Annotated in this window: 18 protein-coding genes; 11 read left to right on the plus strand and 7 right to left on the minus strand. The window is 53.9% G+C overall.

The window, feature by feature from the left end:
* Positions 1-892 precede the first annotated feature (892 nt).
* Together AAHF05_RS12785 and AAHF05_RS12790 are read left to right on the plus strand one after the other, a co-directional pair.
* On the plus strand, positions 893-3,181 hold the full coding sequence (locus tag AAHF05_RS12785) for an FdhF/YdeP family oxidoreductase (RefSeq protein ID WP_129323405.1): 2,289 nt from the start codon (positions 893-895) through the stop codon (positions 3,179-3,181).
* A 22-nt stretch (positions 3,182-3,203) separates the two neighbouring features.
* A complete protein-coding gene (locus tag AAHF05_RS12790) occupies positions 3,204-4,100 on the plus strand; it encodes a LysR family transcriptional regulator (protein ID WP_129323404.1) in 897 nt (298 codons plus the stop codon).
* Here the strand turns inward: AAHF05_RS12790 and AAHF05_RS12795 are convergent.
* Positions 4,079-4,825 carry a phosphate/phosphite/phosphonate ABC transporter substrate-binding protein gene (locus AAHF05_RS12795; RefSeq protein ID WP_129323474.1) on the minus strand — a complete coding sequence of 249 codons (747 nt, stop codon included), beginning with the start codon at positions 4,823-4,825 and terminating at the stop codon, positions 4,079-4,081. The two genes, AAHF05_RS12790 and AAHF05_RS12795, sit on opposite strands and share 22 nt — an antisense overlap.
* On the minus strand, positions 4,818-5,789 hold the full coding sequence (locus AAHF05_RS12800; RefSeq protein ID WP_129323473.1) for a fatty acid desaturase: 972 nt from the start codon (positions 5,787-5,789) through the stop codon (positions 4,818-4,820). The genes AAHF05_RS12795 and AAHF05_RS12800 overlap by 8 nt, the downstream gene beginning before the upstream one ends.
* Before the next feature lie 149 nt (positions 5,790-5,938).
* Between AAHF05_RS12800 and AAHF05_RS12805 the strand changes: the two genes are divergently transcribed.
* The 4 genes from AAHF05_RS12805 (at position 5,939) to AAHF05_RS12820 (ending at position 9,694) form a co-directional block, all read left to right on the plus strand.
* A complete protein-coding gene (locus AAHF05_RS12805; protein ID WP_129323403.1) occupies positions 5,939-6,919 on the plus strand; it encodes a GlxA family transcriptional regulator in 981 nt (326 codons plus the stop codon).
* A 78-nt stretch (positions 6,920-6,997) separates the two neighbouring features.
* Positions 6,998-8,008 carry a type I glyceraldehyde-3-phosphate dehydrogenase gene (gap, locus tag AAHF05_RS12810; RefSeq protein ID WP_129323402.1) on the plus strand — a complete coding sequence of 337 codons (1,011 nt, stop codon included), beginning with the start codon at positions 6,998-7,000 and terminating at the stop codon, positions 8,006-8,008.
* Positions 8,009-8,288: 280 nt separating this feature from the next.
* Complete coding sequence (locus AAHF05_RS12815; protein ID WP_129323401.1) at positions 8,289-8,993, plus strand: hypothetical protein; 705 nt, start codon at positions 8,289-8,291, stop codon at positions 8,991-8,993.
* A 221-nt stretch (positions 8,994-9,214) separates the two neighbouring features.
* Positions 9,215-9,694, plus strand: a complete 480-nt coding sequence (locus AAHF05_RS12820) for a type VI secretion system tube protein TssD (protein ID WP_129323400.1) — start codon at positions 9,215-9,217, stop codon at positions 9,692-9,694.
* A gap of 48 nt (positions 9,695-9,742) precedes the next feature.
* Here AAHF05_RS12820 and AAHF05_RS12825 read toward each other — a convergent pair whose 3' ends face one another.
* Positions 9,743-10,930, minus strand: a complete 1,188-nt coding sequence (locus tag AAHF05_RS12825) for an MFS transporter (RefSeq protein ID WP_129323399.1) — start codon at positions 10,928-10,930, stop codon at positions 9,743-9,745.
* A gap of 115 nt (positions 10,931-11,045) precedes the next feature.
* Here AAHF05_RS12825 and AAHF05_RS12830 point away from each other — a divergent pair, with 115 nt between their 5' ends.
* Positions 11,046-12,002, plus strand: a complete 957-nt coding sequence (locus AAHF05_RS12830) for an AraC family transcriptional regulator (protein ID WP_129323398.1) — start codon at positions 11,046-11,048, stop codon at positions 12,000-12,002.
* Positions 12,003-12,104: 102 nt separating this feature from the next.
* Positions 12,105-13,790: an alpha,alpha-trehalase gene (locus AAHF05_RS12835; protein ID WP_129323397.1), complete on the plus strand. Its 1,686-nt coding sequence runs from the start codon at positions 12,105-12,107 to the stop codon at positions 13,788-13,790.
* 64 nt (positions 13,791-13,854) lie between these two features.
* Here the strand turns inward: AAHF05_RS12835 and AAHF05_RS12840 are convergent, their stop codons facing one another.
* Together AAHF05_RS12840 and AAHF05_RS12845 are read right to left on the minus strand one after the other, a co-directional pair.
* Complete coding sequence (locus AAHF05_RS12840) at positions 13,855-15,957, minus strand: TonB-dependent siderophore receptor (protein ID WP_129323396.1); 2,103 nt, start codon at positions 15,955-15,957, stop codon at positions 13,855-13,857.
* Between the two features lie 112 nt (positions 15,958-16,069).
* On the minus strand, positions 16,070-16,324 hold the full coding sequence (locus tag AAHF05_RS12845) for a GlsB/YeaQ/YmgE family stress response membrane protein (protein WP_049008565.1): 255 nt from the start codon (positions 16,322-16,324) through the stop codon (positions 16,070-16,072).
* 208 nt (positions 16,325-16,532) lie between these two features.
* Here AAHF05_RS12845 and AAHF05_RS12850 point away from each other — a divergent pair, with 208 nt between their 5' ends.
* A complete protein-coding gene (locus tag AAHF05_RS12850) occupies positions 16,533-17,264 on the plus strand; it encodes a flagellar brake protein (RefSeq protein WP_028018693.1) in 732 nt (243 codons plus the stop codon).
* A 38-nt stretch (positions 17,265-17,302) separates the two neighbouring features.
* Here AAHF05_RS12850 and emtA read toward each other — a convergent pair whose 3' ends face one another.
* Positions 17,303-17,914 (minus strand): membrane-bound lytic murein transglycosylase EmtA, encoded by a 612-nt coding sequence (gene emtA / locus AAHF05_RS12855; RefSeq protein ID WP_028018692.1) that lies wholly within the window; start codon positions 17,912-17,914, stop codon positions 17,303-17,305.
* Between the two features lie 107 nt (positions 17,915-18,021).
* Between emtA and ldcA the strand changes: the two genes are divergently transcribed.
* The gene (gene ldcA, locus AAHF05_RS12860; RefSeq protein WP_129323395.1) at positions 18,022-18,936 is read left to right on the plus strand and encodes a muramoyltetrapeptide carboxypeptidase; all 915 of its coding nucleotides are present in this window, start codon (positions 18,022-18,024) and stop codon (positions 18,934-18,936) included.
* Between the two features lie 97 nt (positions 18,937-19,033).
* Positions 19,034-20,767, plus strand: coding sequence for a potassium/proton antiporter (locus AAHF05_RS12865; protein ID WP_129323394.1), 1,734 nt, complete (start codon positions 19,034-19,036; stop codon positions 20,765-20,767).
* Positions 20,768-20,813: 46 nt separating this feature from the next.
* On the opposite strand, the gene dadX is transcribed toward AAHF05_RS12865, so the two are convergent.
* Positions 20,814-21,884: a catabolic alanine racemase DadX gene (gene dadX, locus AAHF05_RS12870; protein WP_108089702.1), complete on the minus strand. Its 1,071-nt coding sequence runs from the start codon at positions 21,882-21,884 to the stop codon at positions 20,814-20,816.
* Positions 21,885-21,887 lie beyond the last annotated feature (3 nt).

Raw genomic sequence — 21,887 nt, forward strand, 5'->3', positions numbered from 1 at the left:
GCATAGCTACCGCACGAGCCCTTCAGAATAAGGCCCAGTGTCTTCCTGACATATTTTGACAAACAGCAAGCAAGTTTACATGAGCTTCGCATCAATTCAATATTTAACGCCCCGCAAGTGATGGTTAATGAAGCACCTGGCGCATTATAGGATTAATCTGACAAACAGAGTCGACGCATTCTGAATGAGGTTATTATTAGGCGAATCACTAACATAATACCCTGTTTAATAACATTAAAACCCAAAAGAGAACGAGTTGCATTAACGCAACAAACCTATTTTCACCACTACCATAATTAGTAGAATTTCGTTTATTTTCGGTTTGCACAGAATATATTCATTATGAATTATTTGTTGCATCGATAGAGTATGTTTATTTTTTCCAGCAAGGCACCTTAAATGAGATTAATTCGGTCATTGGCAGGCGGTTAATTTCACACCCCAAAATAAGTTTGTATTTTGTATGGTGATAACTGTCTATTCAGACATCAATTGAATGAATTAACAATTAAGCATGAGTAAACTTTTATGCTGCCAGAATGTTCAGATTTTTCTCTAAACCAACTTATGCTGAGGTTTACCGCTAGCTCACCCTTCCCGACTTTCATATGAAGTTTTACCGCTACTACATCATTTTTTCTTCCTGCGTCATCTATCCCACCGAATGTGTGATAGATAAGATTTATTATCAAAATGATAAAATTTCGTTATAATTTCTTTAAATATTTAGATTGCATCGTTGATAAATCACTGTAATAAAGAGGTATTTAAGATAAAGCGCTTTGCAACACCGTGTGCATTGATACACGTGCTGATCATTGCTTGCGCTTATTGCCTCCCACAGTGGTTTTACTGGTCCGACGGTGTATGAGTTAACGAGTCAGGAGTTGGTATGAACAAGAAAAGACGCTCAGTTCCCGGAATCAGGCACTATGACGGTCCTGCCGGAGGCTGGGGGGCGTTAAAAGCCACCGCCATCGCGGTACGTACCCAAATGGATACCTTTGATGCCCCCGCGACGCTGCTGCGTACCAACCAGCCTGACGGCTTTGACTGTCCAGGCTGTGCATGGCCTGATAAAGAACACAAATCGACCTTCCAGTTTTGTGAGAACGGCGCGAAAGCGGTGACCTGGGAAGCGACCAGCAAACGCGTCACCCCGGCGTTTCTGGCCGAAAACACAGTTACCTCACTGCTGGCTAAGTCAGACTTTGAACTGGAAGGATACGGCCGTCTGACACATCCCCTGCGCTATGACCGGGCAAGCGATACTTTCAGGCCTGTCGAATGGGACGAGGCGTTTCAACGCATCGGTGAGGTCCTGCGCGAGCTCGATCCGGATCAGGTTGAGTTCTATACCTCCGGGCGCGCCTCCAACGAAGCGGCCTACCTGTTCCAACTCTTTGCACGTGAATACGGTACCAATAACTTCCCTGACTGTTCGAATATGTGTCACGAAGCCACCAGCGTCGGATTGCCACGCTCGATTGGTATCGGGAAAGGTACCGTTTCACTGGATGATTTCGATAAAACAGAGCTGGTGATCTCCATCGGTCACAACCCCGGGACTAACCACCCACGGATGATGGGTACCCTTCATGAGCTTGCGCGCCGCAACGTGCCGATTATCGTCTTTAATCCGCTACGCGAACGCGCTCTGGAACGTTTTGCGGACCCGCAAAGCGTCATTGAAATGGCGACCTACAGCTCGACAGATATCGCGTCGACTTACTTCCAGGTGAAGGCCGGAGGCGATGCCGCCGCGTTAAAAGGTATTGCTAAACACCTTCTGCACATGGAGGCCGAACGCGGTAACGTGCTCGACCACGCGTTTATTGCCGAGCACACCCAGGGCTTTGAGGACTTTGCTGCCGATATTGCCCATACGCAGTGGGACGAGATCGAGCGAGAGTCAGGGCTAAGCAAGGCGGCCCTTAAAAGCGTGGCCGACGCCTATGCGAAATCCAGTGCCACTATCATTACTTACGGGATGGGGATTACCCAGCACAATAAAGGCACGGCTAACGTCCGGCTGATTGCAGACCTGCTGCTGATGCGCGGCAATATTGGCAAGCCCGGCGCGGGGATCTGCCCTCTGCGCGGTCATTCAAACGTGCAGGGGAACCGCACCGTCGGGATTAGCGAGAAGCCGACACCGGCATTTCTGCAGCGTCTGAAAGACGTTTTTGGGTTTGAGCCCCCTTCCCACCACGGCCATGATGCGGTGCAGGCAACGCAAGCCATGATTGACGGCCGCGCGAAAGCGCTCATCTGCCTCGGCGGTAATTTTGCCGTCGCGATGCCCGATCACGAGCGCGGTTTTCCGGCGATGGGGTCACTTGAACTGAGTGTGCACGTCGGGACCAAGCTTAACCGTACCCATCTGCTGGTCGGTAAAGAGACGATTATTTTACCGTGTCTTGGTCGTACAGAACTGGATGTCCAGGCCACCGGGCGTCAGTCCATTACCGTCGAAGATTCCATGTCGATGGTGCATGCCTCTTCAGGCAAGCTGAAGCCTGCTTCTCCACTGTTGCGGGCTGAACCGGCCATTGTCGCCGGCATGGCTAAAGCCACTCTGCAGGCAACCCGCGTGGACTGGATCACGTTGATTGAGGATTACGACCGCATCCGCGATCTCATTGAGCAAACCATTCCTGGGTTCGAGAATTACAATGCGCGGATCCGCGTTCCCGGCGGCTTCCGCATGCCGCTACCGCCAACGAAACGTATCTGGCCAACCGCAACGGGCAAAGCGATGTTCTCAATATTCGACGGCGTGCATGAAAATGCCAGTGGTGAAGGAGAGCATGTTCTGCGTCTGATCACGCTGCGCAGCCACGATCAGTACAACACCACCATTTACGCCCTGGACGATCGCTACCGTGGCGTTTTTGGCCGCCGGGATGTGCTGTTTATGAATGAAGATGATATGGCACAGGCCGGGCTGGAACACGGCGATCGCGTGGATATCGAAACCGCCCTCCCCGGCAGTGTTCAGCGTCTGGAAGATATTACCGTTGTGGCATACAGCATCGCACAGGGATCTGTCGGGGCGTACTACCCGGAAGCCAACGTGCTGGTTCCACTCGATTATCTGGATAAGGACAGCGGTACGCCGTCCTATAAATCGGTTCCGGTTCGCATCACCCTGCGCTCGAAAGAGATCCGCATGCTGTAAGGCTGTTCGCGCCGAGTAAACGATGGATATAAAACAGCTAAAATATTTGATCGCGCTCGATCAGACCCGCCACTTTGGTAAGGCGGCCTCGCAGTGCAACATCACCCAGCCGACGCTCTCCATGCGAATCCGCAGCCTGGAAGAGGAGCTTGGGCTGGTGCTGATTGTGCGCGGGCAGCGCTTTGAAGGCTTTACACCGGAAGGTGAACGCATTCTGGCATGGGCGCGTGCCTTGCTTGCTGCCCACGACGGGTTACAGGCCGAAGCCGCGCTGTGCAAAGGCCAGGTGGTGGGTGAGTTACGCCTGGGAATGGTCCCGCTGGCGAGCGTGGACCCGATGACCTTTATCCGCCTGTTGACGCAAAAATACCCGGAGCTGACTTACAGCCTTTATTCCATGTCCTCGGCACAGATCGCCGATGGCGTCAGCCGCAATCAGCTTGAGCTGGGTATATGCTACCTCAACAGCATCGACACCAGCCTGTTTGACATTATCCAGCTGCCAAAAACGAAGATGGGTCTGCTGCACGATACGCGTCATTTTCAGTTGGATCAGGACACGCTGACCTGGCGCGACCTGATGGATTTTCCGCTGGGGTTCCTGACCAAAGGGATGCACTACCGGGCGCATATGGAGGCCAGCTTTAACGCCGCAGGGATCGAACCCAAATCTGTTTTTGAAAGCGACTCCACGTTCCAGATCATTCAGGCGGTGCAGAGCGGCGTGTGCTGCGCCGTGATGCCGCTGAACAACGGGCTGGAAGACCTGAACAGCAATTTCAGGATAGTCCCTATCACCGATGCAAACATTGAGGCGCCCGTCGGCCTGATTATGCGCAGACAGAAGCCCGTCTCCTCGCTGGCGCTGCGCTGTTTTACTGACGCTCAGGAGATTTTTCAGGCAGACAATGAAGCGTAAGCCTGGCGTGCCACCGCGCTAAAACCGCCGATCAACACCGCGTTGCAAACGTCCCGATTTTCCGGTGATTCCACCAGCGCGCGGAGCGCATCGCGAATGGCGTTAAGCGTATCAGGCGAGGTGTTATGCGAGGTGATCAGCGGCAGCCCCGGCGTCAAAGAGGTACGGTCAATGACCGCGAGCCCCTCAAGCCGTTCCGGCTCGTGACGCTGGAGCAGCGCCCAGGTCACACAGTCGATGGCCGCGATATCACCTTCTCCGCGTTTGACATCAATCAGCGACTGGCGATGGCTGCCGCTGAATGTTGTTTGTGAGAAAAAATTGTCGTCAGCCACTTTTTTTCGCAGCGCACGGTAGCCGGACTGCGAGTCCGCGGAATTACAGACCGCCCGACCTCCGCGAAAATCAGCCAGCGTGAGATGCCGATCCTCCGCACGCACTACCAGAAAACTGCGGTACTGGATCCCCTCACAGCCCGGAGCGGTGTAGTGAAAACAGCCGACCACCTGCACGTCCGGTAGCAGCGTCACCAACGGATAACCACAGGTCTGGCTGAGGATAAGCTCAGGCTGTTGCCAGTGGGTCAGCAGATTGGATTCCGGCCAGCCGGGGACACGGTCAACGGACACACCACGTGCGGCCAGCAACCTCTTTACCGTTAGCCAAAGCGCGCGGGTATTGGCTTGATCCACGGCATACATGGGAAATGCCAGCAGGTTACTCATCATTTGTCCTTTGTTGGCTCCCCGGATGAACGGTAACGTTAACGGGTCTGCTCCAGAACTGGCGGAACCATTCGCCATAGCCCATAACGAGAAAACCACGATTTCGCAGCCGATAGGCATCCTGGTTTTGCTGGTAGATCGTCTTCAGTCCATACCAGGGCACGCCCGGTAAATCATGATGTACTGAATGGTAGTTGAGATTCAAAAACAGTACCCGCCAGAACAGCCCGGCCTCGTTAATGACGGAACGTGCGAGCGGGTCATCCGCCGCGCGATGTTCGAAAAACGATCGAACCTTGGTCAGCGCCAGCGCCGGATAACTGACCGCCAGTACAAACCAGACGGGTGAAAAGCCGGTCTGCGTCATCCAGGCGAAGAGAGCCACCAGCAGCAAACCGTGAACCAGCCACATTGATATTGCCCGCAGTTGAAGATGACGAAATGCCGCCACGGCGCTGCCCAGTGTCTGAACGATATCCAGCAGCGGCGCCAGCACTATCCGCCCGGTAAAGGTATTCCGCGCCTGGATCACGCGCTTCTGCCAGGGGGTGAAGCGCGTCCAGCTCTCCGGCGTAAAATAGTACGACTCCGGGTCATCCACCGGATGGGTCAGGCTATGGTGCCGATGATGGGCAAGATGGGAGTCCCGGTACAGGCCGTACGGATACCAGACCGCCAGCGGGAGGGTGCCAAACAGCTGGTTAAGCCAGGCAAAACGCGTGGGATGCCCGTGGATCAGCTCATGCTGCAGGGACATGTACCAGGCGGTAAACCCGATGAGCAGCAGCGTGGCGGGCAGCAGACCGAGCGTTTGCCAGAACGTCAGCGTAGCAAACCAGCCTGCATAAATAGTGACGATCAATAGCCACGTGGGCAGCTCGCTTCGCCATATAAAACCCGATGCGAGATGGCGGATTTGTTCGCGTTGTTGCGGATGTAAATAGAGGGAGTTTCGTTTACCCATTCCTTCAGACGCCGTTTCGCCAGAGACAGTGCCCTGACGATCGGGGATAACGTCTGAAATAACAAAGAACTTAAATCGCATTGCTTTGCCAGAAACGTGGGCAGGCTCCGCCGCTTGACTTATTCTGCAATAAAGGTACTTTTCAGGACATGAAAAAGATCCTGATTATCGTTCCTGACGGCGGCATGCTGTTTGAAGCCGCCGGTATCGCTGACATTCTGATGCAGGCCAATCGACTGCATCCGGAAGGTATTTCGCGTCCCCGCTATCGCATTATCATCGCCACCACTCAGCCCCATCAGGTGATCCACGGTCAGTCTGGCCTGAATCTGCTGGCAGACTACCGTCTGCCGGAGCTGGACCCGCGTGAACCGCTGGATACGATTATCATCACCGGTCGCGGTATGAATGAACAGGAAAGCACCGCTGTGGTGGACTGGCTGCACCTGGCTGCGCCGCATGCGCGGCGGATAGCGTCAATTTGTGGCGGTGCGATGCTGCTGGCCCAGACGGGATTGCTCGATGGTCGTCGCGCGACCACCCACTGGCGGCTGCTGGAGACAATGCAAGCCCAGTATCCGGCTATCAGGGTCGAAAGTGGTCCGCTGTATGTTCAGGATGGTCCTGTCTGGACCTCTGGCGGCGTAAGTTCCGGGTTCGATCTGACTCTGGCGCTGGTGGAAGATGACTATGGCTTTACCCTCGCCCGCGACGTGGCGCAGGATATGGTGATGTATCTGCGCCGCCCCGGTGGGCAACTGCAGTTCAGCCGTTATAGCCTTCAGCAACCCGGCGATTCTGGGCCGCTCAGTGCGTTGCAAACCTGGATCCTGCAAAACCTCACGGAAGACCTGTGCGTGGAAAATCTGGCCGGGAAAGCGGCGATGAGCCCGCGCAATTTCACCCGTGTGTTTACTCGTGAGACCGGGGTTTCTCCGGCCCGCTACGTCACTGAAGCGCGTCTGGCTGCCGCCCGACAGATGCTGGAGCAGACCCGAGATCCCCTTGAGCTTATTGCTGAGCGAACCGGGTTTGGCAGCAGTATTAATTTGCGACGCGTGTTTGAGAAACAGCTCCACCTCACACCGGGTGAGTACCGCCAGCGCTTTCATTGCCGGAAAATGGCGTAATCTGATCCTTTTTTGTCGTTTACGCCATTCGACCTGACGCCTACAGTGACTCCAGACAACACAGATAAGGAGTGCACCATGGTTAAGGTCGGTATTAACGGTTTCGGCCGTATTGGACGTAATTTCCTGCGCGCGGCGCTGGGCAACGCGGATCTGCAGATTGTGGCCATTAACGATCTGACGGACAGCAAAACCCTCGCCCATCTGCTCAAACACGATTCCCTTCTCGGTACCCTGCCGGTTCCAGTTGAAGCAGTTGACGGCGCGTTGCAGGTGGATGGTCAGCGAATTACCGTATATAGCGAACGCGACCCGGCGAATATTCCGTGGCGTGATGCCGGTGTTGACGTGGTAATTGAGGCCACCGGCTTCTTTACTGAACGGGAAAAAGCGGCTGTGCATATCACCCACGGTGGCGCTAAGCGCGTTATCATCTCCGCTCCCGGAAAAAACGATGATCTGACGATAGTGATGGGGGTCAATCACGAGCAGTACGATCCTGCCCGGCATGTTGTCGTAAGTAACGGGAGTTGTACCACTAACGGCCTGGCTCCGGCTGCGCAAGTGCTACATCAACAGTTCGGGATTGAACATGGTCTGATGAACACGACCCATGCTTATACCAACAGTCAGGCGCTGCACGATCAGCCTGAAAAAGATCTGCGCGGGGCACGTGCTGCAGCCCTGTCAATCGTTCCGTACTCCAGCGGTGCGGCAAAAGCGCTGGGGAAAGTCATCCCTTCCCTGGACGGTAAACTGACCGGCTACTCCCTGCGCGTGCCGGTTCCGGTGGTATCGATTGTGGATTTAACGGTAACGCTAAGCCGTAACGTGACTGTTGAAGAGGTGAATGACGCGTTTCGTCACGCTGCCGCCAGCGGGCCACTGAAAGGTATTCTGGGATATAGCGATGAACCGCTGGTCTCCAGCGATTACCAGGGCGACCCACGCTCCTCAATTATCGACGGGCTTTCCACGCTGGTGATTGGCGGGAATATGGTGAAGATCCTGGCGTGGTATGACAACGAGTGGGGATTCTCAAACCGCCTGGTAGATCTGGCTTTGTGGATGGATAAGAAAGGGTTGTAAATCTTACCTTAATGCCGGGTGGCGCTTACGCTTACCCGGTCTGCAAATTATGTCATCATTCTGTAATATCACCCTCTCCTCGCTGAATATATAATTCAAGATAATCTTATTAATATTCAACAAGTTCCAATTCATCGCATCAATTATAAATAAGCATCGATTAACTTAGATAATAGGTTAGTAGTTATTCTTTATTTTACTTTTAAAATTGAGAGTACGATCACTGTCCTTAGACGATAACGTAGACCATGATAAACCCTGTACACAACAGGAACATATTATGTATTACAGCAAGGAAATTATAGAAATAATTGGATCCGATAAGGACCTCGCAGTAAGACTCGATCGCGCCGTCGCGGGAGTAAAGGATGGTGCTATAGAATATTTAAACAATCTTGGTGATGCTACCACGCGCTTGCTTTATTATACATCTTGCTTTACAGACAATTACCAGGATGTCTGTAAACGTTTGGCTTCAGAAGATCAAAGATTTTTGCTTGGTATTATACAGTTAATCAAGAAAAGAGATCTCATTTTCCGTATAATTAAAATATACATAATGACATTGTTTAAAAACAAGAGTGAAAATGAAATAAGATATACTCTCGAAAAAGTCACACCTTTTACATCCAACTATTCAGTTAGAGTGATATCTAAAAATGGTTTAGTTTATGCCCTGGCATCCTATATTTGTTATGGCAACAAAGTAAATACAGCCGTTCAAAACGCTTTAATGAAAAAAATTGCGAACAAAACTGGCTGGGGTCTGGCGGCGTTAAATGCTTATGCAATAGTTCAGCATGCCGCAGATAGCGCAAATAACCTGAAAAATCTCTGTCCACAATTTTACCATGCACTATATATGGAAGATCTCGAAATGATGTACTTTCTGGTAGAACCTGTAATAATGAAATCTGGTTATCTTAATATAAATACTGCATCCTCTCATGAAATCATTGATACTTTGAAAGCGATGATGAAATAATGTGGAAATCCATAAGCAAATTTTTCAAGCAATTTTTTATAAGCTTTATTAAAGATATCATCAACGATATTTTAGGTTATGGGATAGTATTATTTATCCTTATTCTTGCCATGCTAGTCGTGAATTACATCGAAGATGACCTGACTGCAATGGGAATCATTGGCGTCATTGTGCTCGTCGTTTACTCAATTGTCTTTTTTTACCAGGGAAAGGAATGAAATATGCCTACTCCAGCACATATATGGTTTACTGATGAAAATAACGCGCCCGTTATTGGTGAATGTTTAATGCCTACAAGATTGGGCTCTACCGAACTAAAATCGTTTAACCACTCGGTCTGGATCCCCACCTGTTCCAACACGGGAAAACTGACAGGGACACGCCTTCATGTTCCAATTACCTTTGAAAAGGAAATAGACCGCATCACACCCTATTTATGTCGTGCTGTATGCACAGGCAAAACATTCAAATCTGCATTAATAAAAATGTATAAAATTGATGACGCCGGTATTGAGCGCGAATACTTCCATATCACTTTGGAAAACGTCAAGATAACGAGGATTTCGCCAGTATTGCATCCATTAGGTATCGCGAGTGCGCACATGGAAGAAGTCGAACTCCGCTATGAATCAATTGAATGGAAATATTGCGAAGGGAACATCATGTTTAAAGACACCTGGAATGAAAGAGCGACAGCATAGAACGATGGACACCCGATAAGTCCCTCTCCCAAAGGAGAGGGAAAGCACTCACTCTGCTTTAACTTTTACACCCATAAACACAATCACCATCGCCGTCACCAGCAGGAAACCACTTCCGGCAAATACGCCGCTGGCACCGTTGAGGTCAAATACCGCCCCGCCCCCGGCCGCACCCGCACTGATTGCCAGCTGAATTGAGGCCACCAGCAACCCCCCTGCACTTTCGGCTTCATCCGGAACGGTGGTAGCAAGCCAGGTTGACCAGCCCGCCGGAACCAGACCAAACGCAAAGCCCCACAACGCAACCAGGAACCCGTCCAGCATCGCCAGATGACCAAACGCCACCATCGTGAGGGCGAGTACGCCCATCGCAAACGGTACCAGCGCCAGCGTCAGGCGCAGATTACGTGCCAGCAGGTGCCCGGCGACAGAGGTGCCCACAAAATTGGCGAGTCCAAAACCCAGCAGGATCAGTGAAATACTCTCAACGCTTACCTGCCCTACTGTTTCCAGGAACGGACGCAGGTAGGTAAAGAAGGCAAAGTGGCCGCTGAAGATCAGAATGGTCGCCAGCATGCCGCCGATCATCCCCGGACGACGCAGCACGCGGAACAGCGTACTCAGGCTACCGCTGCTCTCCGGTTTCATGGAAGGCAGCACCCAGAGCTGCCACAGCAGCGCCAGCATACTTGGCAGAATGCAGAGAATAAAGACGTTACGCCAGCCGATCAGGCTACCCAGATAGCTTCCCAGTGGTGCAGCAACTACGGTGGCAATTGATACACTGGAGAAGATCACCGCCAGCGCTTTCGGCACTTTATCCGCAGGAACCAGACGCATCGTCGTGGCCGTCGACATCGCCCAGAATCCGCCGATGGCAACCCCCAGCAGCAAGCGCCCCATCAGCAGGACGTGCAGGTTGGGCGCAAAAGCCACCAGCAGGCTGGAGATGATTTGCAGCACGGAGAAAAACATCAATACCCAGCGGCGGTCGATGTTCTTGGTGGCCGGCGTGATCAGCAATCCCGTGACCAGCGCCACCAGTGCGGTGGCGGTTACGGCCTGACCGGCCATCCCCTCACTTACCCCCAGGCTCGCAGCCATCGGCGTCAGCAAACTGGCGGGCAGAAATTCTGCCGTAATCAACCCAAACACTCCCAGCCCCAGTGAATAGACCGCTCGCCAGGCGGGTTTTGCAGGCGCGATGGCCTCTCTCGCCGCGACACATGAATTCATCTGTTGTTCTCCCGTTATGAAAATGTGACTACTGTCGCAAAAGCATAGAAGGTTCACCCTGGACGATCTATGACATATAATCTCCACTTATTGATTATTCGTCCGGAGTTGCGCCATGACCGTACAGTCACCCGATCTGATCAGCGAACTTTTACGCGGCATGCGCCTGTCAGGTGTGAAATACCGGCGCATCCAGGCCAGTGCACCGTTTGGCGTCGCGTTCCATCAGGCACCCGGTAGGGCGCAGTTTCATTTTGTAAGCCACGGTAGCGCCCTGCTGCGAATGGAGAGCGGTACAACGTTCGAACTGAGCAGTGGTGACGCCCTTTTTATTCCTGCCGGCAATTCCCATGCCCTGCTCTCAGACGAGCAGGCGACCATTACGCCCATTAACGCCTTTCCCAGCGAGCCCATCTGCAGCTCGGTGTGTGCCATCACCTGCGAGCCCTGCCCGGAAAACGAGAACACCATCATCTTTAGCGGGTGCATGGATTTTGAGCTGGGCGGGATGCAGCCGCTGATCAAGGCGATGCCGGAAGTGATGATGGTCAGCCGGTTGATGTCCACCTGGCCGGAGATCCATCCGTTGCTGGCGGCGATGGAGCGGGAATCCGTGGCGCGTCAGGCCGGGTACGCAGGGATCCTTGCGCGGCTGGCCGACGTAGTAGCAGCGTTAATCGTGCGTGGCTGGGTTGAAGGCGGCTGTGGCAAAGCCACCGGCTGGGTGCAGGTACTGCGCGACCCACGCCTGAGCCGCGCCATTTACGCTATGCACCAGCAGCCTGGCCTGAACTGGAGCGTGGCAGACCTGGCAAAAGAAGCGGGGACTTCCCGTTCTGTATTCGCAGAACGGTTTCTGGCGGCGACGGGAACTACGCCGGCAAAATATCTCAGCGAGCTGAGGATGAGGCTGGCCATTCAGTACATTCGACACGAAAATCAGCCGATTGAAACCGTCGCGCTGCGGCTGGGATACGGCTCTCTGGCGGCATTTAGCCGGGCATTTAAGCGCATTATTGGACATGCGCCGGGCACGCTGCGGGAAACCAGCCAGACGCCGGAAGAGGCCTGAGTGAACAGCAATATTTAACGCGAAGCAGGCAATATTCGTCTAAGGTTTTCAGGTGATTGACAACAGCGGTCACGCTGTTTAGTGAAGACAGGAGACGAACTAATGATAAGACCTCATACACTACGCCCTGCGTTCTTGCCCCTTGCGTTAGGCGGCGCGCTGCTCGGCGTAACGACATTGGGTTATGCCGACGATAGCCCCGCGACCCAGACAACCTCACCTGATATTTTGCTGGGCCCTCTTTTCAATGATGTGCAAAGTGCCAAACTGTTTCCCGATCAGAAAACCTTCGCTGATGCCGTCCCCAAAAGCGACCCGCTAATGATTCTGGCGGATTATCGGATGCAGCACACGCAGTCCAGCTTTGACTTACGCCACTTTGTCGAGATGAACTTCACGCTCCCTGCGGAAGGGGAAAAATATGTTCCGCCTGCTGGACAAAGTTTACGTGAGCACATTGACGATCTCTGGCCCGTACTGACGCGCACCACGGATAAAGCCAGCAACAAATGGGATTCCCTTCTGCCGTTACCCAAACCTTACGTGGTGCCCGGCGGGCGTTTCCGTGAGGTCTACTACTGGGACAGCTATTTCACCATGCTGGGCCTGGCGGAAAGCAATCATTGGGACAAAATCAGCAACATGGTGGATAACTTTGCGTATGAGATTGACACCTTCGGCCACATTCCCAACGGCAACCGTAGCTACTACCTGAGCCGCTCCCAGCCACCGTTTTTCTCAATGATGGTTGAGCTGCTGGCAACCCATGACAGCGATGCGCTGAAGAAATATCGTCCGCAGATGGAGAAAGAGTACGCTTACTGGATGGATGGCGTAGATGCCCTTCAGCCGGGGCAAGCCAGTAAACGGGTGGTGAAACTGGACGATGGCACTATTCTCAACCGCTACTGGGATGACCGCGATACTCCGCGCCCGGAGTCCTGGCTTGACGATGTGAATACCGCCAAAAGTAACCCTAACCGTCCCGCGACGGAGATCTACCGTGATTTGCGTTCCGCTGCGGCTTCGGGCTGGGATTTTAGCTCCCGCTGGATGGACGATCCGCAAAAGCTCGGCACGATCCGGACCACCAGCATTGTGCCCGTCGATCTGAATGCCCTGATGTTTAAGATGGAAAAACTGCTGGCGCGGGCAAGCCAGGAGAGTGGCGATGCCGCCAGCGCAAGCAAATACGAAACGCTGGCAACCGCGCGTCAGAAAGCCATTGAGAGCCATATGTGGAATGATAAAGAGGGCTGGTACGCCGATTACGATCTCAAGAGCAAAAAGGTGCGTAATCAACTCACGGCGGCAGCCCTGTTCCCACTTTACGTGAAGGCGGCGGCACAGGATCGGGCCGACAAAGTGGCAGCAGCAACCTCGTCTCGCTTGTTGAAACCGGGCGGGATTTCCACCACCACCATCAACAGTGGTCAGCAGTGGGATGCGCCAAACGGCTGGGCCCCGCTGCAGTGGGTGGCCGCGGAAGGTCTGCAGAATTACGGGCAAGAGAAGGTCTCGATGGAGGTAACCTGGCGCTTCCTGAAGAACGTTCAGCATACTTACGACCGCGAAAAGAAACTGGTCGAGAAATATGACGTGTCGACAACCGGGACCGGTGGCGGCGGAGGCGAGTATCCGCTGCAGGACGGCTTCGGCTGGAGTAACGGTGTGACATTGAAAATGCTGGATCGGGTGTGTCCGAAAGCGAAACCGTGTGACAGCGTGCCGGAAAATCAGCCTGCGGCAAATGATGAGGTGGCACCGGTGAAAGCGACGGCGCAGTAAGTGAGTATTGCCGGGTGGCGGCTACGCCTTACCCGGCCTACGTTTTGTACTCACCGGGCTTTGCTTAGAAACTGTAACTCGCCCCTAGCTGATACGTCCTGTCACGCCCAATCCAGCAGTTGGTCGCGTCGTAGCAGGTTAGCGTCTCTTTGTTGGTGATGTTCTGTGCGCTGGCCTTAAGCGTCAGCCCTGCCAGCGAAGGCATAATTTCCCCCATCCGGTACGAAGCCGCCAGATCGTACTGCGTTGCACCACCCAGTTTACCCGCATAGTTAGCCGGAGAGATTTCCATCGGCCCGGTGTAGCGTGCGCCCGCACCCAGCATCAACCCTTTCAACGCCGTGTTCTCAAAGGTGTAATCCCCCCAGAGATTAAAGGCATTTTCCGGCACCTGCGTTGGACGTTTCCCTTTGTACTTGTCATCTTCCGTATTGATCGCGTGGGTGTAGGCATAGTTAGCAATCAGCGTAAGGTTTTCCATCGGACGGCTGATGGCGGACAGTTCTGCCCCTTTTGATTCCACTTCCCCGGTCTGACGATAGTTCAGGAAGCCCGGATCGGAGGTGACGACGTTTTTCTGACGGATGTTAAACACCGAGGCGGTAAAGGTGGTGGCGTAGTCGGCCAGCAGATATTTTACCCCGCCTTCCACCTGCTTGCTGGTGGTCGGTTTGACGTCTTTCGCCACGAGCGTTCCCTGCGGTGACACCGGCGCAAAACCTTCTGAGTAGCTGATAAATGGCGAAATCCCGTTGTCGAAGGCGTAAAGCGCCCCCAGGCGTTTGGTAACGCGGTCCTGCGATACCCAGGCTTTATCGCCGTTTTGCAGATAGTTGGTGGTGACGGAGCGGTAATCGTCGTAGCGCAAGCTGCCCAGCAGGTTGAGGCCGCCAAATTCCATCTGATCCTGCAGGTAATAACCGTTTTGCTGGTAGCTGAGACGGTTTTTCTGGGCGGTGTAGAGCCCCAGCGCGCTTTCCTGGATCTGCGAATAGTCAGGATGACGCATATCCATACCCGGCGTGGCCGACGCGTAGCGATAGTGGAAATGGGAGTTCAGCTTCTGATAGTCAAACCCGGCCAGCAGATGGTGTTTCCAGTCACCCAGCGTAACGGTTTTGGTCACCTGGTTATCGATGTTAAAGCTCTTAAGGTCTTCATCGGTGGTGTAGGCAAAGCGGTTGAGCTGGTATACCTCGCTTCCTGTCCCTGTCGCGTAGGCGCTGCGCTGGTGGGTATCAACGTCGAAATAGCGCGCTTTCTGATTAAAGCCCCAGCCGCTGTCAAATTCGTGTTCGAAGCTGTAGCCCAACATCCACTGACGCTGCTTAAATCCATTCCACTCATCTCCGGCGTAATCGCGTTTGCCCGCGTATTTCGAGCGCAGGTAAGCGAGCGGCAACGGATTAGACGGCGTCAGGCTCGGGGTATTTTGCGCCAGGGCATCCAGGGTGAGGCGGGTTTTACTGTCCGGTTGCCAGGTGACAGATGGGGCAATCAGGTAGTTTTCATACCGGGTAGTGTGCGGCTGATCGTCATTTTCCGTCGCTTTACCCAGCAGACGATAACTCCAGTCGCTGCCGGCAATTTGTCCGGTTGAGTCGAGATAGCCCTCTTTCAGATTACGGTTCCCGGTGTTAAAACCGACCTCAGTTCGGGCTTCTCGCTGCGGCTTTTTACTTTGAATATTCACCAGCCCGCCCGGCGAACCGCCGCCGTATAGGACCGATGAGGGACCTTTCAGGATATCAACGCTGTCTATTAACAGCGGATCGATGCGCGCCTTGGTGTTTCCGGTGACGTTATAGGGTAGTTGCAGCCCGTTGTAGAACTCCTGGTCAACGGTAAAGCCACGAATTTTATATTCGCTCATATAGGAGGTATTCCCCCGTACCTCCGTTGAGACGCCCGGGGCATAGCGCAGGATTTCATTCACCGAATTCGCGTGACGCTTTTCTATTTCCGGCGCAGAGAGGGTCGTGATGACCTGCGGCGTTTTACTTTCAGCAACGGCCGATTTCGTGGCGCTGTTCGTCCAGGCCGGTAGCGCGCTGCCCTGCTCTGAGCCCGTAACAACGATGGTGGATTCTTCGGCAATCGCCTGGGCCTGTAATGCCAGCGTGACGGAACCTGCCAGGGCGCACAGCGCAAAACGTGAGGTATTCATAATGTCGTCTTGTTGTTAGATACAATTAGGAACGACAATTATTATCATTTAGATTAGCAAATCAATACTCCGGTAAAAAAACGGCCCTCCGCAGAGAGCCGTTTATGTCAATTTATGCTCGTCGCAGTAACCTGAATATGACCAGCACCACAATGGCACCCACGACAGCGACCAGAAAACTGTGCAGGTCGAAACCACTTATGTTGCCTCCAAAGCCAAACATCGTCGCCAGCCAGCCGCCCACAACCGCACCAACGACCCCGAGTACACAGGTCAAAATAAAACCGCCACCATCACGCCCCGGCATGATCAGTTTGGCAATAGCGCCGGCAATTAGACCAAAGATAATCCAGGCGATGATACCCATAGCGATGCCCTCTTGCAGGTTTAACGCGTGCGCAGAAAACCTTCTGCACAGCTAACTTAAGTATAGGTCATCGCCGGAAAACCATTTTCATCTCACCGACTTATCTTTGCTTAAACAGGCAAAAAAAACTCACCGGTTTGTATTAAGTTTCATTGTTGATTGCCGATAACGCTAAGACAGTCTGTCATCTTTCAAGGAGCCATCCGGCGTGAGTCATTACAGTGAGCAGTTCCTCAAGCAAAATCCGCTGGCTGTATTAGGGGTATTACGCGACCTGCAAAAAGGCGAAGTGCCGCTGCGCATCAGTTGGTCGAATAATCAGTTCATCAGCAAGATCCTTGATGCCTCGCAGGAGCGGCTGGTTATCGACCTGGGCAGTCAGGAGTATGAAAACCGTGCCGCACTGAAAGCGGAAAATATCGCAGTGATGGCCGAAACGCAGGGTGCGAAAGTTGAGTTTGTGCTGCCACGACTGGAACTGAGTGAATACCAGGGGCTTCCTGCTTTTGTTACGCCTCTTCCCACCAATCTCTGGTTTGTCCAGCGTCGTGAGTATTTCCGCATCAGCGCTCCACTTCAGCCAGCCTATTTTTGTAAGGCCAAAATGCCTGACAAAAAAGAGATCCGTTTCCGCCTCTTCGATCTGTCTCTGGGCGGTATGGGCGCGCTGATGGATACCGCGACTCCTGAGGGATTGGTTGAAGGCATGCGCTTTACCCAGATAGAACTGGATATGGGAGGCTGGGGTCGCTTTTATTTTGATGCACAGCTGATTGCCATCAGCGATCGCAAAGTCGTAGACAGCAAAAACGAGACTATCACTACGCCACGCCTGAGCTTCCGTTTCCTTAACGTGGGGCCCGGCGCAGAGCGCGAGCTTCAGCGTATTATCTATTCACTGGAGCGGGAAGCGCGGCAACGCGCCAATAAAGTTCTGTGAGAAAAGTCGGGCAGCGTAACCGCCGCCCGTGTACGGCATTACATGGCATCCATCGCTTTCTGAACTTTCCAGATATAACGAGGTGCCTGTGGTGCCGGGTGATTCTTAGCTACATGCTCAAAGAACTCATCTTTGTCCATGCCATTAATTTCTGCTATCGCCTCTTTCCGGTCAGAGGAGAAGGTTCTGAGCAACGCGCCGGCACCGTTTACATAAGACACCACCAGCGCATACTGCATCACTTCCGGGTCCTGAATCCCCTTCAGCACCCCATGCTCCATAATGCTCAGGTAGGCGGTCCCCATCGAAATGTTGCGTTCCGGGTTCTTCAGCTCACTGGTCGACGGCTGCCCGCTCCAGCCCATGTAACGGTAGACCTCTTTTCCCGCCGTTGACGCTTTAAGCTGCATCAGCCCCACCGCGTTGGATTTGCTGACGAGCGTTGGATTACCGCCGGACTCCACCGCAATAATCGCCGTGATCAGTCGTGGACTAACGCCCCAGGCCTTTCCGGCTTGTTCACTGATCGGCATCCACTGCATGGCCCGTTTTACGGGCACTTCAGGGTTCCAGGGCGGGTTTTGATAATCATGTTTTGAACTACAGCCAGCAAGCAACACAATCAAAAAAGCAAACCATCTCAATTTCACGTCATCTATCCTTATAGCCGGTCATCGCGGTGCGCCGCCTCTTGAAGCAGGCGGCGTATAAGCGGCATGATATAGACAATTAGTTTCTCATTCAGCAAGGAATTGCCATGTCTCAGTTTCATCTTATCGCGCCGTCGGGCTACTGCATTAACCAGGACGCGGCACAACGGGGCGTTCAGCGCTTGCTGGAATCCGACCATCAGGTAGAAAATCAGACGATTATCCCCCGCCGTCTTCAGCGCTTTGCCGGAACGGAAGCGCAGAGGCTGAATGATATCAATAGTCTGGTGAACCTGAAGGGCGAAAACCAGATTGTGCTCGCGGTACGCGGGGGATACGGTGCGAGCCGGTTGCTGGAGAGCATTGACTGGCAAGGGCTGGCGCAGCGCCAGCTGCAGGATCCGCTGCTGATCTGCGGACACAGCGATTTCACGGCGATCCAGCTTGGGCTGCTGGCCTTGCATAACGTCATCACCTTCAGCGGCCCGATGCTGGCGGGTAATTTCGGTGCGCCGGAGCTGGACCCCTTCACCCAGGAGCATTTCTGGCGCGCGCTGCGTAATCCCACCTACAGCGTGGAGTGGCAAGGCAATGGGCCGTACTGGGAATGTGAAGGCCAGCTCTGGGGCGGCAACCTGGCGATGCTGGTCTCGCTGATTGGTACGCCGTGGCTGCCGCAAATTGAGGACGGCATTCTGGTGCTGGAAGATATCAACGAACATCCGTTCCGCGTTGAGCGTATGTTATTGCAGCTTTATCACGCCGGGATCCTCGAACGTCAGTCCGCGATTGTACTGGGCAGCTTTAGCGGCTCGGCACCGAATGATTATGACGCAGGTTACTCTCTTGAAACCATGGTCGATTTCATTCGCTCGCGGCTGGATATTCCGGTTATTACGGGGCTGGATTTTGGCCATGAGCAGCAGACTGTGACCCTGGCGCTGGGCGCACACGCCGCCCTGATTCATGATGATTCAGGCAGTCGACTAACCATCAGCGGCCATCCTGTCATAAAGGCATAAAAAAACCGTTTAACCCCCTTAATAAAACGCTGTTGCCACCGTTAATATGTTAGGGTTTTAGTAACAGCGTTAACATTGAGGTGGGAGAAAGACAACATTGGATGCCGCAGCGATAATCAGCCTTTTCATTCTGGGTTCTGTGCTTGTAACCAGCAGTATTTTATTAAGTTCATTTTCATCGCGTCTCGGCATACCTATTCTTGTTATTTTCCTTGCCATCGGCATGCTGGCTGGCATTGATGGCATCGGCGGTATCCCATTCGATAACTACCCTTTCGCTTACATGGTGAGTAACCTCGCGCTGGCGGTGATCCTGCTGGACGGCGGGATGCGCACCCAGGCGAGTTCGTTCCGCGTGGCCTTAGGGCCTGCACTGTCTCTCGCGACGATCGGTGTGTTGATTACCTCTGGACTGACCGGGATGATGGCCGCGTGGCTTTTCCATCTCAATATCATGGAAGGTTTGCTGATTGGCGCTATCGTTGGCTCAACCGATGCCGCTGCCGTGTTTTCCCTGCTCGGCGGAAAGGGGCTTAACGAACGTGTCGGTTCCACGCTTGAGATTGAATCCGGCAGTAACGATCCGATGGCGGTGTTTCTCACCATCACGTTAATCGAGATGATTCAGCAGCACGAAAACGGGCTGAGCTGGATGTTTGCCTGGCATATTCTGCAGCAGTTCGGTCTGGGTATTTTCATCGGTCTGGCGGGAGGATATCTGTTACAGCAGATGATCAACCGTATCTCGCTTCCTCTGGGGCTTTACCCTCTGCTGGCGCTGAGCGGCGGCATTCTGATTTTTGCCGTTACCACGGCGCTGGACGGCAGCGGCATTCTGGCGGTTTATCTCTGCGGATTCCTGATGGGCAACCGTCCGATTCGCAACCGTCACGCCATTTTGCAGAATTTCGACGGTCTGGCATGGCTGGCGCAAATCGGCATGTTCCTGGTGCTGGGTCTGCTGGTCACGCCGTCAGACCTGTTGCCGATTGCCGTTCCGGCGCTGTTGCTTTCTGCGTGGATGATCTTCTTCGCCCGTCCGCTGTCGGTGTTTGCGGGCCTGCTGCCGTTTCGCGGCTTCAATCTGCGTGAACGGGTCTTTATCAGCTGGGTGGGGCTGCGCGGTGCGGTGCCGATTATTCTTGCCGTTTTCCCGATGATGGCCGGTCTGGACAATGCGCGTCTGTTCTTTAACGTGGCGTTCTTCGTGGTTCTGATCTCTCTGCTGTTCCAGGGAACCTCGCTCGGGTGGGCGGCGAAAAAAGCCAAAGTGGTGGTCCCTCCTGTCGGCTGGCCGGTTTCCCGCGTGGGGCTGGACATTCACCCTGAGAACCCATGGGAACAATTCGTCTATCAGCTGAGCGCCGACAAATGGTGCGTGGGGGCATCGCTTCGCGATTTACATATGCCGTCCGAAACGCGCATTGCCGCCCTGTTCCGCGATAATGCTCTGCTGCATCCTACCGGCAGCACTCGCCTTCGCGAAGGCGATATCCTGTGTGTCATTGGCCGCGAGCGCGACCTGCCGGCACTGGGCAAACTGTTCAGTCAGTCGCCACCGGTGGCGCTGGATCAGCGCTTCTTCGGTGATTTTATTCTGGAAGCCAGCGCCAAGTTTGCCGATGTGGCGCTGATTTACGGTCTGGATGAGGGACTGGAGTACCGTGATAAACAGCAAACGCTGGGTGAAATCATTCAGCAGATGCTGGGTGCAGCCCCCGTCGTTGGTGACCAGGTGGAGTTTGCCGGGATGATCTGGACGGTGGCCGAGAAAGAAGATAACGAGGTCAGGAAAGTTGGCGTGAGGCCAATGGACGAGGAAGCGGAGTAGTAGTTTTTTTGCCGGGTAAGCGCTAGCGCTACCCGGCGAATATATGTTACACCGTCACAACCGGCACTCTTGGTGCCAGCGCGCACATTAATTCGTACCCCACCGTTCCCGCCGCGGCAGCCACATCGTCAATTTTGATTTCGTTACCCCACAGCTCAACCGGTGAACCGATCCCCGCCTGCGGGCATGGCGTCAAATCAACGGCCAGCATATCCATAGAGATGGTACCCACCGTACCGGTGCGCACACCATCAACCAGGACTGGCGTACCGGTCGGGGCGATGCGCGGGTAACCGTCGGCATAGCCGCCCGCCACAATACCAATCCGTTGCTCGCCCTTCGCCCGGTAACGGCTGCCGTAGCCCACCGTGTCACCGGCCTTCAGCGTCTGCACGCCAATAATTTCACTGCGCAGGGTCATGACCGGCTTCAGGCCGCTGTTGGCGATATCCTGCCACTGACCTGACGGTGATGCGCCGTACAAGACAATCCCCGGTCGTACCCAGTTATAGTGGGCTTCAGGATGCCATAGCGTAGCGGCTGAATTTGACAGCGAGCGCGGACAATCCAGCCCTTCAGCCGCCTGCTCAATACGCACCATGGCATCGGCAATGCCATCAGGTTTTTCCGCATCGGCAAAGTGCGCCATCAACGTCATTTCACCCACATTCTTCAGCGCACGCAGCTGTTGCCAGACTGTGTGCACCCGCTCAGGCTGGAAGCCCAGGCGGTTCATGCCGCTGTTGACCTTGAGATAAATATCCAGCGGCGCATGCAGTTTTGCATCCTGCAGGGCTTTAATCTGCCAGTTGCTGTGAACGCTGGTGGTCAGCCGATATTTATCCAGCAACGGCAGGTCGTCGGCGTGGAAGAATCCCTCAAGCAACAGGATGGGCCCTTTCCAGCCGCGCTCACGCAGCAAAATGGCCTCTTCCAGATTCAGTAACGCAAAACCGTCGGTGGCGCTGAGGGCGCTCCAGATACGGTCAATACCGTGGCCGTAGGCATTCGCTTTGACCACCGACCAGACGCGTGAACCAGGTGCTGCCCGGCGAACAATTTGCAGGTTATCCTTCAGGGCCTGCAGATCCAGCTGAGCCAGAACAGGACGGGACATGAC

This window comes from Enterobacter adelaidei, assembly GCF_041937165.1.
GTDB lineage: Bacteria > Pseudomonadota > Gammaproteobacteria > Enterobacterales > Enterobacteriaceae > Enterobacter > Enterobacter adelaidei.